The following is a 14044-nucleotide window of genomic DNA, read 5'->3' as shown; positions in this document are numbered from 1 at the left end:
AAATTCTGCCGTCGTTGGCGCGCCTTTGCGAGTTTGCAAAGGAAACTGGCGGAGGGAGTGGGATTCGAACCCACGTTACGGTTTCCCGCAAACACGCTTTCCAAGCGTGCGCCTTCAGCCACTCGGCCATCCCTCCGGATCGAACCGGCTGACCAGCCGTCCGCGGCCGGCACTATACAAGACAAGAACGCTGAATCAACCAGCCGCAACGGGGATTTGGCGCTTCTGCCCGATAATCAGTGTCCTTGTTTGGGACGGCGCTTGCCGCTACCGTTCTCGCCCGAATTGGTCAACCTTTCGCGTGGAGCTGGGGGGCTCTTTAAATGGTTCTTTTCCGACTGATTGGACTGCTCCTGATAACGCTCGCGCTGATGGCGCTGGGCTCCGATGCCTTGCGGTCGCTTGAAGCCGGCACGGTCGAAATCCGTTCATTCGCCGAACTCTGGGCCATGCTGCACAAGTCATCGCTCGACGCCTTTCTCAGCTGGGTCACGGCCCATGCCGGCGCCATTTCCGGCCCGCTGGACACCGTCTTCAGCTACCCGGCCTGGGCGGTCCTCGGCGTCACCGGCATCGTTATCGCCGGCCTCATCCGCGTGACACGCGGCTGAAAAGACCGACAAAAAAGCCGCTCCCAATAAAGGAGCGGCTTTTTCACATTCCGGCGCCGGTGTGAGGGCGGCTAGTTCTCGTCCATCTTCAGCGCGGCGATAAAGGCATCCTGAGGGATGTCGACACGGCCGAACTGCCGCATCTTCTTCTTGCCCTCTTTCTGCTTGTCGAGCAGCTTGCGCTTTCGGCTGATGTCGCCGCCATAGCATTTGGCGGTCACGTCCTTGCGCATGGCGGCAATCGTCTCGCGCGCCACGATGCGTCCGCCGATGGCCGCCTGAATCGGAATCTTGAAGAGGTGCTTCGGGATCAGCTCCTTCAGCTTCTCGCACATGGCGCGGCCACGCTGCTCGGCGCGCGAGCGATGCACGATGGTCGAGAGCGCATCGACCAGCTCGTCATTGACGAGAATGGTCATCTTGACGAGGTCGCCCTCTTCATAGCCCTCGATGTGATAGTCGAAGCTCGCATAGCCGCGGCTTACCGACTTCAAGCGGTCGTAGAAGTCGAGCACGACTTCGTTGAGCGGCAGCCGGTAGACGAGCATGGCGCGCGACCCGGCATAGGTGAGGTCAACCTGATGGCCGCGCCGGTCTTCGCAGAGCTTCAGCACCGATCCCAGATATTCGTCGGGCACCAGGATCGTCGCCTTGATCCAGGGCTCCTCGATATGGTCGATCTTCATCGTGTCCGGCATGTCGGCAGGATTGTGCATCTCCTGCACCGTCCCATCCGTCATGTGCAGATGATAGATGACCGAAGGCGCGGTCGTGATGAGGTCAATGTTGAATTCGCGCTCGATGCGCTCGCGAATGATTTCGAGATGAAGCAGCCCCAGAAAGCCGCAACGGAAGCCGAAGCCCAGCGCTGCCGAGGTTTCCATCTCGAACTCGAAGCTCGCATCGTTGAGGCGCAGCTTGCCCATCGCCTCGCGCAGATCCTCGAACTCCGAGGCGTCGACCGGGAAGAGACCGCAGAAGACAACCGGCTGCGCGGGCTTGAAGCCCTCGAGCGGCGCGGCGCATTGCCGGCGCTCCTCGGTGATGGTATCGCCGACGCGCGTGTCGGCCACTTCCTTGATCGAGGCCGTGAAGAAGCCGATCTCGCCCGGCGTAAGGCTGGCCACGTTTTCGCGCTTGGGGCGGAAGATGCCGACCTGTTCGAGCGTATAGACGCCGCCCGTGCCCATCATCAGCACGCGCTGGCCCTTCTTCATCTCGCCATCGATGATGCGCACCAGCACGACGACGCCGAGATAGCTGTCATACCAGCTGTCGACCAGCATCGCCTTGAGGGGCGCCTTGATGTCGCCCTTGGGCGGCGGCAGGCGATTGACGATCGCTTCGAGCACATCAGGAATGCCGATGCCGCTTTTGGCCGAAATCTCCACCGCGTCCGAAGCGTCGAGGCCGATCACGTCCTCGATCTGCTGGCGCGTCTTTTCGGGGTCAGCGGCGGGCAGGTCGATCTTGTTCAGGACCGGCACGACCTCGTGGTTCACTTCGAGCGCCTGATAGACATTCGCCAGCGTCTGCGCCTCGACGCCCTGGCTCGCATCGACGACGAGGAGCGAGCCCTCGCAGGCGGCGAGCGACCGGTTGACCTCATAGGCGAAGTCGACATGGCCGGGCGTGTCGATGAGGTTCAGCTCATACATCTCGCCATTCTTCGCCTTGTAGTCGAGGCGGACGGTCTGGGCCTTGATCGTGATGCCGCGCTCGCGCTCGATATCCATCGAGTCGAGGACCTGCTCCTTCATCTCGCGGGCTTCGAGCCCGCCGCAGAGCTGAATCAGCCGGTCGGCCAGGGTGGATTTCCCGTGGTCGATATGGGCGATGATGGAGAAATTGCGGATATGGGCGAGGTCTGTCATGGGCTCTCTACACTCAGGCGCGCTCATATAGCACTGGCGCGGCCCTTAAGCCAATCTCGGGGGTTTTCCGGGGGAGGTCGCCCTCCCCGGATCAGCCCTGCCACTTGGCCTTGCGCTTCTCCATCCAGGCCTTCACCCCTTCCTTGTAGTCGGGATGGGTCGCCATTTCAGACAAGAGCCGCTCGGCCTCGTTGACGGCGCTGGCCGCGTCGCGGTGGAGGTCGGTGTAGATCTGGTTCTTCGTGACCCGGAGCGACCCCGGCGAGACGCCCTCGGCCATGCGTTTTGCATAATCCATCACGAAGGGCATCAGCTCCTCCGGCGGCAGGAGCTTGTTGAGGAAGCCCATCGCCATCGCCTCGTCGGACGTAAAGACCCGGCTCGACAGCAGGATGTCGTTGGCATGGGTGAGGCCGACAATGCGGGGCAGCAGCCAGGAGAGCCCATATTCCGCCGGGAAGTTGAACCGGCCATGAGCTGCGGTGAATTTCGCCCCCGGCACGGCAAAGCGGAGATCGGCATAAGCCGCGAGCACGAGGCCGACGCCCGCCGCCGCGCCGTTGACCGCCGCGATGACGGGCTTCGCCAGACCGAAATGATAGGCGAAAGTCGCGTCGAACTCGGGCGCGACGCCATATCCCGGCCTCGCTATGTCCTCCGTGATACCGGGATCGTAGCGGCCCTTTTCCGAATGGCCCTCCAGCGCGCCGAGATCGGCGCCCGCGCAAAAGGCGTCCCCCTCCGGGTCGCCCGTCACCACGATGACGCGGACGGCGGGGTCACGATCCGCCTGCTCCAGCGCCCAGCGATATTCGGTATGCATGCGGCCCGTCCAGGCGTTGCGCCGCTTCGGCCTCGACAGCGTGATCGTCGCGATCAGATCGGCGACCTTGTAGATGATCGTTTTCAGTTCCATGCCCGTCTCCTCCTGCCTTCACGCAGGATATAGGAGGTCGGGACGGGTGGAGGATAAGTTATTCCTTCTTCTCAAAACTTATCCCCGGTCTGACATCCGTCATGGCCCGAATAAATCGGGCCATGACGTTCACTTCAGGAATTCGAAAATCGCGTCGGCGATCCGATCCGGCTGTTCGGGCAGCATGGCATGGCCCGCATGGGGCAGCTCCACCAGCGTCACCCGGTCGCCAAGCCGTGCCTTCAGATCATGCGCATTGGCGGGAAGCGCGATCGCGTCCTCCGTCGCCTGCACCACCAGCATGGGCTGGCCGCCAGCCTCCCACCAATCCTCCACCGCCGTGCGCCTGACAGCCGAGGACTGCATCAGCATGACCGGCAGGGACCAGCCGTCGCGCCAGACTTCGGGATCGTTACCCTTTGCGAAGAACCCGTAGCGCACGCATTCGATATGTTCCTCGGGCGAGAGCTTTTCATCGAAGCAGCCGATCAGCGCCTTGCGCGCCTCTTCCGGCATTTCGATCAGTCCGCCGCAGGCGAGCAGTATGACCTTGGACACGAGCTCCGGCCGGTCCGCCGCCGTCGTCCGCGCAAGGCGATTGCCGAAGGCGTGGCCGGCCAGCGCCACCGGCCCCTCCGCCACATGCTCGATGACATGGGCGACGTCTTCCGCCAGATCGTGGAGCGTCAGCTCCTCCATCGGGCCCGTGCTGCCACCGAACCCGCGCGGTTCCGGCAAGGTTACGCGGTATCCTGCATTTGCGAGCGTGATCGCCACCTCGTCGAAGTCAGTGCCGGGCCGCCCCAGAGAGGCCAGCATGACAAGCGAAGGGCCGCGCCCGATGCTCCGTCCCCGGAGCACGATGTCGCGGCCCTCGCCGTCTTTTCTATCGAGTTCATAAGCCTCGAAGTTCACGAGTTCTAGCTCCTCAGCGTGCCACCCGTGGCTTTTTCAACCGCGGCGATGATCTTCTTCGATACCGCCTCGATGTCCTCGTCGGTCAACGTCTTCTCGACCGGCTGCAAGGTCACCTCGATCGCCAGCGATTTCTTGCCGTCTCCGAGCGCGCCGCCTTCGAAGACGTCGAAGAGCGAAACATCAGCCACCAGCTTCTTGTCGACATTACGCGCGGCGCGGATCAGTTGGTCCGCACTGACGCCCGCATCGACCACGAAGGCAAAGTCGCGACGAAGCGGCTGGAAGGCCGAAAGATCGAGCGGCGGCTTTGCCTTGGTCGCCTTCTTCTTCGGCTCGGGGATCGCCGCCGGGAAGATTTCAAAGCCCACAACGGGACCGGCGACATCGAGTTCCGCCAGCACGCGCGGATGGATCTCGCCGAAATAGCCGATCACGTTCTTGGGCCCGAGCTTGAAGGCGCCGGAGCGGCCCGGGTGATACCAGGCAGGCGCCTCCGCGCTCACCTGAAGGTTCGGCGCGCCGAGCGCCGCAAGCAGTGCCACGGCATCAGCCTTCGCATCGAACGCATCGACCGGACCGGCCTTGCCCTGCCAGTGACGGCCCGCGCCATTGGGACGCGCCGTGCCGCGGCGAATGCCCGTCGCGGCGGTCGACTGGCCTTCCGGCGTATCGTCGGCGAATTGCTGGCCCACTTCGAACAGCGCGACATCAGCAAAGCCGCGATCGACATTGCGGCCTGCGGCCACGATCAAACCCGCAAGCAGGGTCGGCCGCATATGGCTCATGTCGGACGAGATGGGATTGGCGAGCTTCAGCCCTGGCGTCGCATTGCCGCCACCGAAGAGATTGGCCGCCGCCTTCGAGATGAAGGACCAGTTGACCGTTTCAACGAGCCCGCGCGCGGCCAGAACACGCCGCGCCTGACGCTCGCGGCGCTGCTGCACCGAAAGCACCGGCCTCGAAACGGCATGGGCGCGGGGCAGCGCCACCGACTTCACGGCGGAGAGACCATGCACGCGCACGATTTCCTCAACGAGGTCGGCCTGCCCGTCGATATCGGGACGCCAGCTCGGCACCCTCACATCGAGAAGTCCATCCGACATCTCGGCAACACCGAAGCCGAGCCTCTTCAGGATCGTTTCGGCCTCGACGCGCGGGAGCGTAAGGCCGGTGAGCTTCTCGACGCGCATCGGATCGAAGCCGATGGCCTTCGTCGGCACGGGCTCCTTGCCCGCGACGATGACATTGGACGGCGTACCGCCGCAAAGCTCCAACACCATGCGTGTCGCAAGTTCGAGACCATCGATGACGAAAGCCGGATCGACACCGCGCTCGAAGCGGTAACGCGCATCGGAGACGATGCCCGTGGCGCGGCCGGTCTTGGCCGTGCGGTAGGGATCGAAATAGGCGCTTTCGATGAAGACTTCGGTCGTCGCTTCCGACGAGCCCGACTCTTCGCCACCCATCACGCCGGCAAAGCCGAGAACGCGGGCGTCGTCGGCGATGACGCAGTAGTCGGGCTGGACATCATATTCCTTGCCGTCGAGCGCGAGGAGCCTCTCGCCCTTGCGGCCCAGACGGGCGCGGATATCGCCCTTGAGCTTCGACGCATCATAGACGTGCAGAGGACGGCCGCGATCGAGCGAGATGTAATTGGTGATGTCGACGAGCGCATTGATCGGACGAAGACCGACGGCCTTCAGCCGCTTCTGCATCCAGATGGGGCTCGGGCCGTTGGCGACGCCCTTCACCATGCGGCCCGCAAAGACGGGGCACGCATTATCCGTACCGGGAGCGAATTCGAGCTTGATGCCGGTGGCGCTGTCGAAGTTGCCGGGCAGCGGCTTTACCGAGCCATCATTCAGCTTGCCGACGCCTGCCGCCGCGAGATCGCGCGCGACGCCATAGACGCCAAGACAGTCCGGGCGGTTCGGCGTGATCGCGATTTCGATGACGGGATCGTTCTGGCCAAGCGCTTCGGAAGCCGGCGTGCCGACTTCCCAGCTATCGGGCAATTCGATGATGCCGTCATGCTCGTTGGAAAGCTCAAGCTCGCGCTCGGAGCACATCATGCCGTTCGATTCGACGCCGCGAATCTTGGTCGGCTTCAGCACCATGCCGTTGACCGGAATGGTGGCGCCCGACGGCGCGAAAATGCCGGTGAGCCCGGAACGCGCATTGGGCGCACCGCAGACGACCTGAAGCACCTGACGCTTGCCGTCGACGAGTGCTTCGACCTTGCAGAGGCGCAGCTTGTCGGCGTCGGGATGCGGCACGGCTTCGATGATCTTCGCCACCGCGAAATCGCCGAGCTTCTTCGCCGGATCGACAATGCCTTCGACTTCGAGGCCGAGCATGGTGAGACGCTCGGCAATCTCGTCGAGCGTTGCGTCGGTTTCGAGATGGTCCTTCAACCAGGAGAGTGTGAACTTCACGACGTGAGCCCTCCCGCGAGCGTCGGCACATCGAGCGCCGAGAATCCATAGTGGCGCAGCCAGCGCAGATCGCTTTCGAAAAAGGCGCGCAGATCGGGGATGCCGTATTTCAGCATCGCAAGCCGGTCGAGGCCCATGCCGAAGGCAAAGCCCTGATATTTCTCCGGGTCGACGCCTGCCGCCTTCAGCACGTTCGGATGGACCATGCCGCAGCCGAGAATTTCGAGCCAGTCATTGCCCTCGCCGATGCGAATCTCGTTGCCGAGACGCGCGCAGCGCACATCGACTTCCATTGAAGGCTCGGTGAAGGGGAAGAAGCTCGGGCGCATGCGAAGCTCCACGCCTTCGACCTCGAAGAAGGCACGGAGGAATTCCTCCAGCGTCCATTTGAGATGGCCGAGATGCGTCGTCTCGTCGATGACGAGGCCTTCGATCTGGTGGAACTGCGGCGTATGCGTCTGGTCGCTGTCGCAGCGATAGGTGCGGCCGGGGCAGACGAAGCGGAAGGGCGGCTTGCCCTTCTCCATGGTGCGGACCTGCACCGGGCTCGTATGCGTGCGCAGCAACGGACGCGAACCATCGGCGCGCGGCTCGAAATAGAAGGTGTCGTGCATCTCCCGCGCCGGGTGGCCTTCGGGGAAATTGAGCGAGGTGAAGTTATAGTGATCGCTCTCGATATCGGGGCCCTGCTCGACCGAGAAGCCCATATCGGCGAAGACCGCGACCACTTCATCCCAGACCTGAGAGAGCGGATGGATGCGGCCCGCCTCAATGGCGCTTTCGCGCAAGGGCAGCGTGACGTCGATCTTCTCGCTCGCAAGCCTCGTTTCGAGCGCGGCTTCGGCCAGCGCCGTCTTGCGCGCGGCCAGCGCATCGGTGAGGCGATCCTTGAGGCCGTTGAGCAGCGGCCCCACGGTCTTGCGCTCCTCGGGGCTCATGGAGCCCAGACCCTTCATCAGCTCAGAAACGCGGCCCTTCTTGCCGAGCGCGGCGACGCGCACGTCTTCGAGCACACGCTCTTCCACTGCATCCGCGATGGCGGTGAGGAATTCCGCTTCGAGCTTTTCGACTTCAGATTGAATGTCCGTCATGACCTTCTCAAGCTTCGATGTTCCGCCATTCGCCGGGATGTAACCGCAGGAGCGAGGGGGAACAGAAGTGAGAGATCGACGATCCGCCCTCACCCCGGGAAGGCCCGCGCTGTGACAGCGCGGGGTCCCGACGGGTGTACCGGCCCTGAACGGTCAGGTAAAGCGGCAGCGGCTCTTAAGCGAGAGCGGCCTGCGCCTTTTCGACCAGGGCCTTGAAGGCCTCAGGCTCGTGGATGGCGAGATCGGAGAGCACCTTGCGGTCGACTTCGATGCCAGCCTTGCTGAGGCCATCGATAAATCGGCCATAGGTCAGGCCCAGCTCGCGGACGCCGGCGTTGATACGCTGGATCCAGAGCGAGCGGAAATTGCGCTTCCTGGTGCGACGATCGCGATAGGCGTACTGGCCGGCCTTCTCGACCGCCTGATTCGCCGTACGGAAGGTATTCTTGCGACGGCCGTAATAGCCCTTCGCCTTCTTGATCACTTTGCGGTGACGAGCGTGGGTGGTTACACCCCTTTTGACGCGCGACATGGTTCGAGCTCCTTACAGATTGTTCCGGTTCACGCGTTGGGCATGAAGAATTTCAAGACGCGCGCCGTATCGACGTCCGCCATGATGGTCGTGCCCCGCTTGTTGCGGATCTGCTTGTTCGTCCGCTTGATCATGCCGTGGCGCTTTGCCGTCTGGCCGCGTTTGATCTTGCCGGATGCGGTGAGCCTGAAGCGCTTCTTGGTCCCGCTTTTGGTCTTCAACTTGGGCATTTTGCACTCCTTAATAGGTGGGCTCCGTTCGCTGAAGACCTTGATATCTCAAGGAAAAACGGAGCCAGTCTAGGCTTTTCGGATCGCCACGGCATGCCCTTCATGGCCGGGCGGTCCCGAAGGCGCGGATTTATAAGGGAAAAAGGCCGCAGGTCAAGGTCCGAACCGCTCGACGAGGCCGATGGGGAAACCTAAGCTTCACAGCCATGACGACACCAGTTCTCCCGCCCCATCCCGCCCGCGACCTCGAAACCTTCAACGACGCCGACGCCGCGCTTGCCCGCATCCGCGAGATCTATGAACGATCCGCCGCCGAGGTGCGCCAGCGCTTCACCGCTTTCGCCAGGGGCGAGCGGAGCGGAGCGGCGACCCGTTCCGCCTGTTATCCCTATCTGGGCATGACGGTCGAGCCCGAAAACCTCGTTTATGACAGCCGCCCCTCCTGGGGCACGCTCGCCTATCCGGGCAGCTTCGGAACGACGCTGACGCGGCCGGATCTCTTTGCCGATTACTACCGCGCCCAGATCGCGCGGCTCATCGACTATCACGGCGTGCCTGTGAGCGTCGGCCTATCGGAGCGGCCGATTCCGCTACCCTTCGTGGTCGAGGAAGCGACGACCGACATCGGCCCCGAGGATGTGCGCGCGCTCGGCGCCGTCTTCGCGTTGCCCGATCTCGCCCAGGTGGACGACGCGGTCGCGAACGGCACACATCGGCCTGCGTCCGGTGCCCCCCGGCCGCTTTCGCTCTTCTCGGCCGAGCGCGTCGATCTCGCCGTACAGCGCCTGCACCACTACACGGGCACGAATGCGGTGCATTTCCAGCGCTTCGTCCTCTTCACCAATTATCAGCGCTATGTCGACGAATTCGCCGCGCTTGGCCGCCGCCTCGTGGCGGAAGGCAGCGGCGATGAAAACTACATCCGCTTCGTCGAGCCGGGCGACCTCGTGCAGGAGCGAGGGCAAACGCCCAGCGAAGAAGCGCCGGGCAACCGCGCCTTGCCGCAAATGCCCGCTTATCACCTCGTGCGCGAGGACAGGCTCGGTATCACGCTTGTGAATATCGGCGTCGGGCCCGCCAATGCGAAAACGATCACGGATCATCTCGCGGTGCTGCGCCCCCATTGCTGGCTGATGATCGGCCATTGCGGAGGCTTGCGCCGTTCGCAACAGCTCGGCGATTACGTTCTGGCCCATGCCTATGTGCGCGACGACAAGGTGCTCGATCAGGACCTGCCACCCTTCGTGCCCGTGCCGCCTATCGCGGAGGTTCAGGTGGCGCTGCAGGAAGCGGTCGAACGCGTGACAGGCCTTGAGCCGCCCGAACTCAAGACGCGCATGCGCACCGGCACCGTCGTCTCCACCGACAATCGCAACTGGGAACTTCGCTACGAGGAACTCTACACGCGCTTCAACCAGTCGCGCGCAGTCGCGATCGACATGGAGAGTGCCACAGTGGCCGCAAACGGCTTCAGGCTCCGCGTGCCCTATGGAACGCTGCTCTGTGTTTCGGACAAGCCGATGCATGGCGAGATCAAGCTGCGCGGCATGGCCAACGCCTTTTACCGCCAGCGCGTCAGCCAGCATCTCTCCATCGGCATAGAGGCGATCAGACTCATCCGCAAACGCGGCGTCGACGAGCTTCACTCACGCAAGCTCAGAAGCTTCGACGAACCGGCCTTCAGATAGCGCCCTTCATATCCGCCGCGCCTCAGCGACGGGGGCGTTGTATCGTGCTGCTTCCAGGCCCCATATAAGGCCCGGAGCTGCCGTGCGGCCTGTGGCCACCGTCGGGATGGTAATCGGGCCGGGGCCCGTGATGGTCGCCAAAATCATGCGGCCCTCCATGCCAAGGGCCGCGATAATAAGGCCGCGAGCGCCAATAACGGTGCGGCGCGTCGTAATAGAAGAAGGAGCCGCTCACATAGCCAGGGGCGTAATAGCCGGGCCCGTAATAATAGGGTCCGTAATAGGCATACCCATAGGCTGGCCGATAGACATATTCGTCCGGCCCCACAGGATAGGCCACGCAGCCGGCGAGTCCCAAACCAAGACCCGCCAGCGCTGCCAATCCCGCGAGCTTCAGATTTCTGCGCATGACCACACTCCATACCCCACCACCCCGCTCTGACAGAACGAGCCGGGGTGCTGAAAGGTTGCACGCCCGCAAAACAATATCTCCGGAGCCGACCGCTTGACCGGCTCCTCTATAGTGCATATACATGTTGTAGTTACACTATTTTGAGAGATGAACATGCCGCAGGACGCCACCCCCGCAACGACGGAGCATCCGGACATTGCCCGCTATCGGGCCGGCGGACGTCCCGCAGCGGCCGACCAGGTGCCTCTCTCCGCCGCCTTCCTTCGCGAGTTGATGCTCGCCTGCGGCGCGAATGACTGCGGCTTCGTCTCGCTCGCCAACCCGGCCATCGCGGATCAGAAGGCGTGGATCGACGCACTCCTTCCGGGCGCGAAAAGCCTCGTCAGCTTCGTCATCCGCATGAATCGCGAGAATGTGCGGACGACCGTCCGCTCGGTCGCGAATGAGGAATTCCACCAGACCTATGACGAAATAAATGCCGCCGGGCGAAAAGCCGTGCGCAAGCTCGAAGCCCTGGGGATAGGCGCCGTCTCGCCCACGGCCGCTTTCCCAATGGAAGCGCAGGCCTATCCTTCCGCCATGCGCATCATCTCCCACAAGCCGATCGCCGAGGCCGCCGGTCTCGGAAAGATGGGCCTCCACCGCAATGTGATCCATCCGCGCTTCGGCACCTTCATCCTGCTCGGCACCATCGTCATCGACCGCGAGATAGACGAGCTCTCGACGCCGCTCAACTATGCGCCCTGCCTCGATTGCAAACTCTGCGTGGCCGCCTGCCCCGTCGAGGCCATCGGCGCCGATGGCACCTTCAATTTCTCGGCCTGCTACACGCATAACTACCGGGAGTTCATGGGCGGCTTCATCGACTGGGTGCATGAAGTCGCGGAAGCGGAGGATGCCGACGACTATGACTGCCGCGTGTCGCCGGGCGAGAGCGTCTCCATGTGGCAAAGCCTTTCCTTCAAACCAGGCTACAAGGCGGCCTATTGCCTGAGCGCCTGCCCCGCAGGGTTGGACGTGCTCGGCAGCTTCGTCGAAGACCGCATCGGCTTCCGCAAACGCATTCTCGATCCGCTGCTCGCCAAACCTGAAACCGTCTTCGTGCTCAAGGGTTCGGATGCGGAGGAAAGTCTGCCCGCGCGCTTGCCTCACAAGCAGGTGAAGGTGGTTGACTGGACCATCCCCTCGGACAATCCCTACGGCTTTCTCTTCGGATTGACGCTTACGTTCCAACGGAAGAAATCGCGCGGTCTCGACGCGACGCTGGCGATCTTCGTCGAGGATCACGGGCCTCTGCCTGCAACGCTGTCGGTGCGCAATCAGCGCGTGGCTGTCGAGTTCAGGGCGTCTGCGGCGCCCGATGCAACGCTCACGCTGACATGGCCGGTGCTGCACAAAATCTTCAGGGACGATCTTTCGATCGACGACGCGGTGACGGCATATGGCGCGCGGATCGACGGCGATATCGGCCTCGTGAAGCGGATTCGTGCCTGCTTTCCCGTCTATCGCGTGCGGGCGCCGAAGCGCGCGGGCTAGGCTTTTGAAATCAGGAGATGGAGCGATTTCTTCACGCTGGGCCAGGCGGACCCGAGATTTCCCTCCACCTCGTCCTGCGCCTTGCGCCAGAGTGGCAGGGCCTGGGTCAACACCTTGCGCCCCTCTTTGGTGAGCTTGAGCCCGAGCGAGCGACCGGAGCCCGAGGGCTCCGCCTCGATCAGTCCCTCGCCTTCCAGGAGCTGCACGTTGCGAACAAGGCTCGACCGTTCGAGCGCCAGCGCGTCGGCGAGTTGGGTCAGCGATTTCACGCTGCCTTCCTCGATCGCGATCAACAGCGTGAATTGCGTGATCTTCAGGCCCGTCGGCTTCAGCGCCCTGTCGTAGAGGCGGGTCAATTTACGCGCCGCCATCCGCGCGCGAAGCGCAGCGCAGCTTTCCCGCACATCGGCTTCGGTGGTCATGGCTCTCCCTTTCACAGCATCCTATGTGTAGCTACACATAGGATGCTGTGGGGAAAGGCACAAGCGAAAGCGGAGATGCGGCGACACTCGCGCCGCCTCAATCATTCCGCGGGCGCGGTCTGGTTCACCTGCGCCTTGGCGACGGATGCCTTGACGACCGGAATCTCATCGTCGGCCAGCGGCTTCATCCAGTTCTTCCGCTTAAGCGCCGCCTCGATATACGGCGCGAGTTCGCGCGCCTTGCGCTCTTCGCGCCCGGCAACCTCGGCCTTGAACTCAGGCATGACTTCGGCAGCGAAGAGTTCCAGCGACTCGCAGATATGCTCATGGCGATTACGGCCCGCCTGCTGCATGAAGATCACCTGATCGACGCCCGCATTCTGGAAGGCCTTGAGATGTGCGCGCATGTCATCCGGCGTGCCGATACCGGTGGCGATGGCATCGGCGCGCGCTGCCGCGTCGATCACTTCCTGCGTGCGGTTACCACGCGCCTTGAGGTAGTCGCCCCACATGTCAGTGCGCCCCGGCACCGTGTCATGCGCGACGAGAGCATTGAGCGCATAGCCGAAGAACTCGAAACCTTCATGACCGCGGCGGATCGCTTCGGCGCGGTCGTGATGAACCGAGAAGTTCGAAACCATGGCGATGTTGGCATTGACCGAATGGCCAAGCGGAACGCATTGCTCCGACTTGATGATGCCGTAGTAGATTTCCGACCAGATCTCCGCTTCCTTCGGATCGACGAAGGAAAAGGCCAGCGCGCCAAGACCGAGCGAGGCCGCGACCTTGATCGTGTCGCGGTTGGTGCAGGCCATCCACATCGGCGGATGGGGATCCTGCACCGGCTTCGGCAGCACGTTGCGGCAAGGCATCGAGAAATATTTGCCCTCGTAGCCCGGATAGGGATCGAGCGCCATCATGTTGGCGATCTGCTCGCCCGCCTCGATCGCCATGGCGCGCTTTTCCCGCGCAGGGATATTGAAGCCGCCGAGTTCGAGTCTCGTTGCACCTTCGCCGATGCCGAATTCGACGCGTCCATTCGAGATGATGTCGAGCGTGGCGAGGCCTTCCGCCGTGCGGGCGGGATGGTTGTAGTTCGGGATCACCTGACGAATGCCATGGCCGATCCTGATGCGCGACGTCTTCGCGGCGGCAGCGGCGAGAAATACTTCGGGTGCGGATGAATGAGAATATTCGTCGAGGAAGTGATGCTCGACTTCCCACGCATAGTCGTAGCTGAGCTGGTCGGCGAGCACGAGCTGATCGAGCGCTTCATGGAAAAGTCGGGCTTCGTCTCCCGGCTTCCAGGGCTTGGGCAATTGCAATTCGTAGAATACGCCGAACTTCATTCCATCCTCCCGATGTTTTGTTCTTTTGAG

13 protein-coding genes and 1 tRNA gene are annotated in these 14044 nt (G+C 62.9%); 3 read left to right on the top strand and 11 right to left on the bottom strand.

What is annotated here, in order from left to right:
• Window positions 1-46: 46 nt before the first annotated feature.
• Window positions 47-136 (bottom strand) — tRNA-Ser (locus tag F2P47_RS01185).
• Between the two features lie 187 nt (window positions 137-323).
• Between F2P47_RS01185 and F2P47_RS01180 the strand changes: the two genes are divergently transcribed.
• Window positions 324-611, top strand: coding sequence for a hypothetical protein (locus F2P47_RS01180; RefSeq protein WP_152214328.1), 288 nt, complete (start codon window positions 324-326; stop codon window positions 609-611).
• A gap of 71 nt (window positions 612-682) precedes the next feature.
• On the opposite strand, the gene lepA is transcribed toward F2P47_RS01180, so the two are convergent.
• From lepA to rpmI, 7 genes are all read right to left on the bottom strand, one after another.
• Window positions 683-2485 (bottom strand): translation elongation factor 4, encoded by a 1803-nt coding sequence (gene lepA / locus F2P47_RS01175; RefSeq protein ID WP_152214327.1) that lies wholly within the window; start codon window positions 2483-2485, stop codon window positions 683-685.
• Between the two features lie 91 nt (window positions 2486-2576).
• Window positions 2577-3401 carry an enoyl-CoA hydratase-related protein gene (locus tag F2P47_RS01170; RefSeq protein ID WP_152214326.1) on the bottom strand — a complete coding sequence of 275 codons (825 nt, stop codon included), beginning with the start codon at window positions 3399-3401 and terminating at the stop codon, window positions 2577-2579.
• A 129-nt stretch (window positions 3402-3530) separates the two neighbouring features.
• A complete protein-coding gene (locus tag F2P47_RS01165; protein WP_152214325.1) occupies window positions 3531-4316 on the bottom strand; it encodes an alpha/beta fold hydrolase in 786 nt (261 codons plus the stop codon).
• Window positions 4317-4321: 5 nt separating this feature from the next.
• Window positions 4322-6754, bottom strand: coding sequence for a phenylalanine--tRNA ligase subunit beta (gene pheT, locus F2P47_RS01160; RefSeq protein ID WP_152214324.1), 2433 nt, complete (start codon window positions 6752-6754; stop codon window positions 4322-4324).
• Window positions 6751-7845 carry a phenylalanine--tRNA ligase subunit alpha gene (gene pheS, locus F2P47_RS01155; protein ID WP_152214323.1) on the bottom strand — a complete coding sequence of 365 codons (1095 nt, stop codon included), beginning with the start codon at window positions 7843-7845 and terminating at the stop codon, window positions 6751-6753. Before pheS ends, pheT begins: the two co-directional genes overlap by 4 nt.
• A gap of 175 nt (window positions 7846-8020) precedes the next feature.
• Window positions 8021-8377: a 50S ribosomal protein L20 gene (gene rplT / locus F2P47_RS01150; protein ID WP_152214322.1), complete on the bottom strand. Its 357-nt coding sequence runs from the start codon at window positions 8375-8377 to the stop codon at window positions 8021-8023.
• A 29-nt stretch (window positions 8378-8406) separates the two neighbouring features.
• Window positions 8407-8607 carry a 50S ribosomal protein L35 gene (gene rpmI / locus F2P47_RS01145; protein WP_152214321.1) on the bottom strand — a complete coding sequence of 67 codons (201 nt, stop codon included), beginning with the start codon at window positions 8605-8607 and terminating at the stop codon, window positions 8407-8409.
• A 206-nt stretch (window positions 8608-8813) separates the two neighbouring features.
• Here rpmI and F2P47_RS01140 point away from each other — a divergent pair, with 206 nt between their 5' ends.
• Window positions 8814-10295: an AMP nucleosidase gene (locus F2P47_RS01140; RefSeq protein ID WP_152214320.1), complete on the top strand. Its 1482-nt coding sequence runs from the start codon at window positions 8814-8816 to the stop codon at window positions 10293-10295.
• A 22-nt stretch (window positions 10296-10317) separates the two neighbouring features.
• On the opposite strand, the gene F2P47_RS01135 is transcribed toward F2P47_RS01140, so the two are convergent.
• Entirely contained in the window at window positions 10318-10704 is a 387-nt protein-coding gene (locus tag F2P47_RS01135) for a hypothetical protein (RefSeq protein WP_152214319.1), read from the bottom strand.
• Between the two features lie 156 nt (window positions 10705-10860).
• On the opposite strand from F2P47_RS01135, the gene F2P47_RS01130 reads away from it, so the two are divergent.
• A complete protein-coding gene (locus F2P47_RS01130; RefSeq protein ID WP_185680882.1) occupies window positions 10861-12243 on the top strand; it encodes a 4Fe-4S ferredoxin in 1383 nt (460 codons plus the stop codon).
• Here F2P47_RS01130 and F2P47_RS01125 read toward each other — a convergent pair.
• Window positions 12240-12665: a MarR family winged helix-turn-helix transcriptional regulator gene (locus F2P47_RS01125; RefSeq protein WP_152214318.1), complete on the bottom strand. Its 426-nt coding sequence runs from the start codon at window positions 12663-12665 to the stop codon at window positions 12240-12242. The genes F2P47_RS01130 and F2P47_RS01125 overlap by 4 nt on opposite strands.
• Before the next feature lie 101 nt (window positions 12666-12766).
• A complete protein-coding gene (locus tag F2P47_RS01120; RefSeq protein ID WP_152214317.1) occupies window positions 12767-14014 on the bottom strand; it encodes an LLM class flavin-dependent oxidoreductase in 1248 nt (415 codons plus the stop codon).
• Between the last annotated feature and the right edge of the window lie 30 nt (window positions 14015-14044).

Source organism: Parvibaculum sedimenti (assembly GCF_009184905.1).
Classification (GTDB): Bacteria; Pseudomonadota; Alphaproteobacteria; order Parvibaculales; family Parvibaculaceae; genus Parvibaculum; species Parvibaculum sedimenti.
The sequence above is the reverse complement of the archived record's forward strand: the minus strand, read 5'-3'. Positions and strand labels throughout refer to the sequence as shown.

Coding starts and splice junctions, on each gene's coding strand:
- F2P47_RS01170 (WP_152214326.1), bottom strand. CDS start 3,401: ATGGAACTGAAAACGATCATCTACAAGGTCGCCGATCTGATCGCGACG.
- pheS (WP_152214323.1), bottom strand. CDS start 7,845: ATGACGGACATTCAATCTGAAGTCGAAAAGCTCGAAGCGGAATTCCTC.
- rpmI (WP_152214321.1), bottom strand. CDS start 8,607: ATGCCCAAGTTGAAGACCAAAAGCGGGACCAAGAAGCGCTTCAGGCTC.
- F2P47_RS01130 (WP_185680882.1), top strand. CDS start 10,861: ATGCCGCAGGACGCCACCCCCGCAACGACGGAGCATCCGGACATTGCC.
- F2P47_RS01180 (WP_152214328.1), top strand. CDS start 324: ATGGTTCTTTTCCGACTGATTGGACTGCTCCTGATAACGCTCGCGCTG.
- F2P47_RS01120 (WP_152214317.1), bottom strand. CDS start 14,014: ATGAAGTTCGGCGTATTCTACGAATTGCAATTGCCCAAGCCCTGGAAG.
- lepA (WP_152214327.1), bottom strand. CDS start 2,485: ATGACAGACCTCGCCCATATCCGCAATTTCTCCATCATCGCCCATATC.
- rplT (WP_152214322.1), bottom strand. CDS start 8,377: ATGTCGCGCGTCAAAAGGGGTGTAACCACCCACGCTCGTCACCGCAAA.
- F2P47_RS01135 (WP_152214319.1), bottom strand. CDS start 10,704: ATGCGCAGAAATCTGAAGCTCGCGGGATTGGCAGCGCTGGCGGGTCTT.
- F2P47_RS01125 (WP_152214318.1), bottom strand. CDS start 12,665: ATGACCACCGAAGCCGATGTGCGGGAAAGCTGCGCTGCGCTTCGCGCG.
- F2P47_RS01140 (WP_152214320.1), top strand. CDS start 8,814: ATGACGACACCAGTTCTCCCGCCCCATCCCGCCCGCGACCTCGAAACC.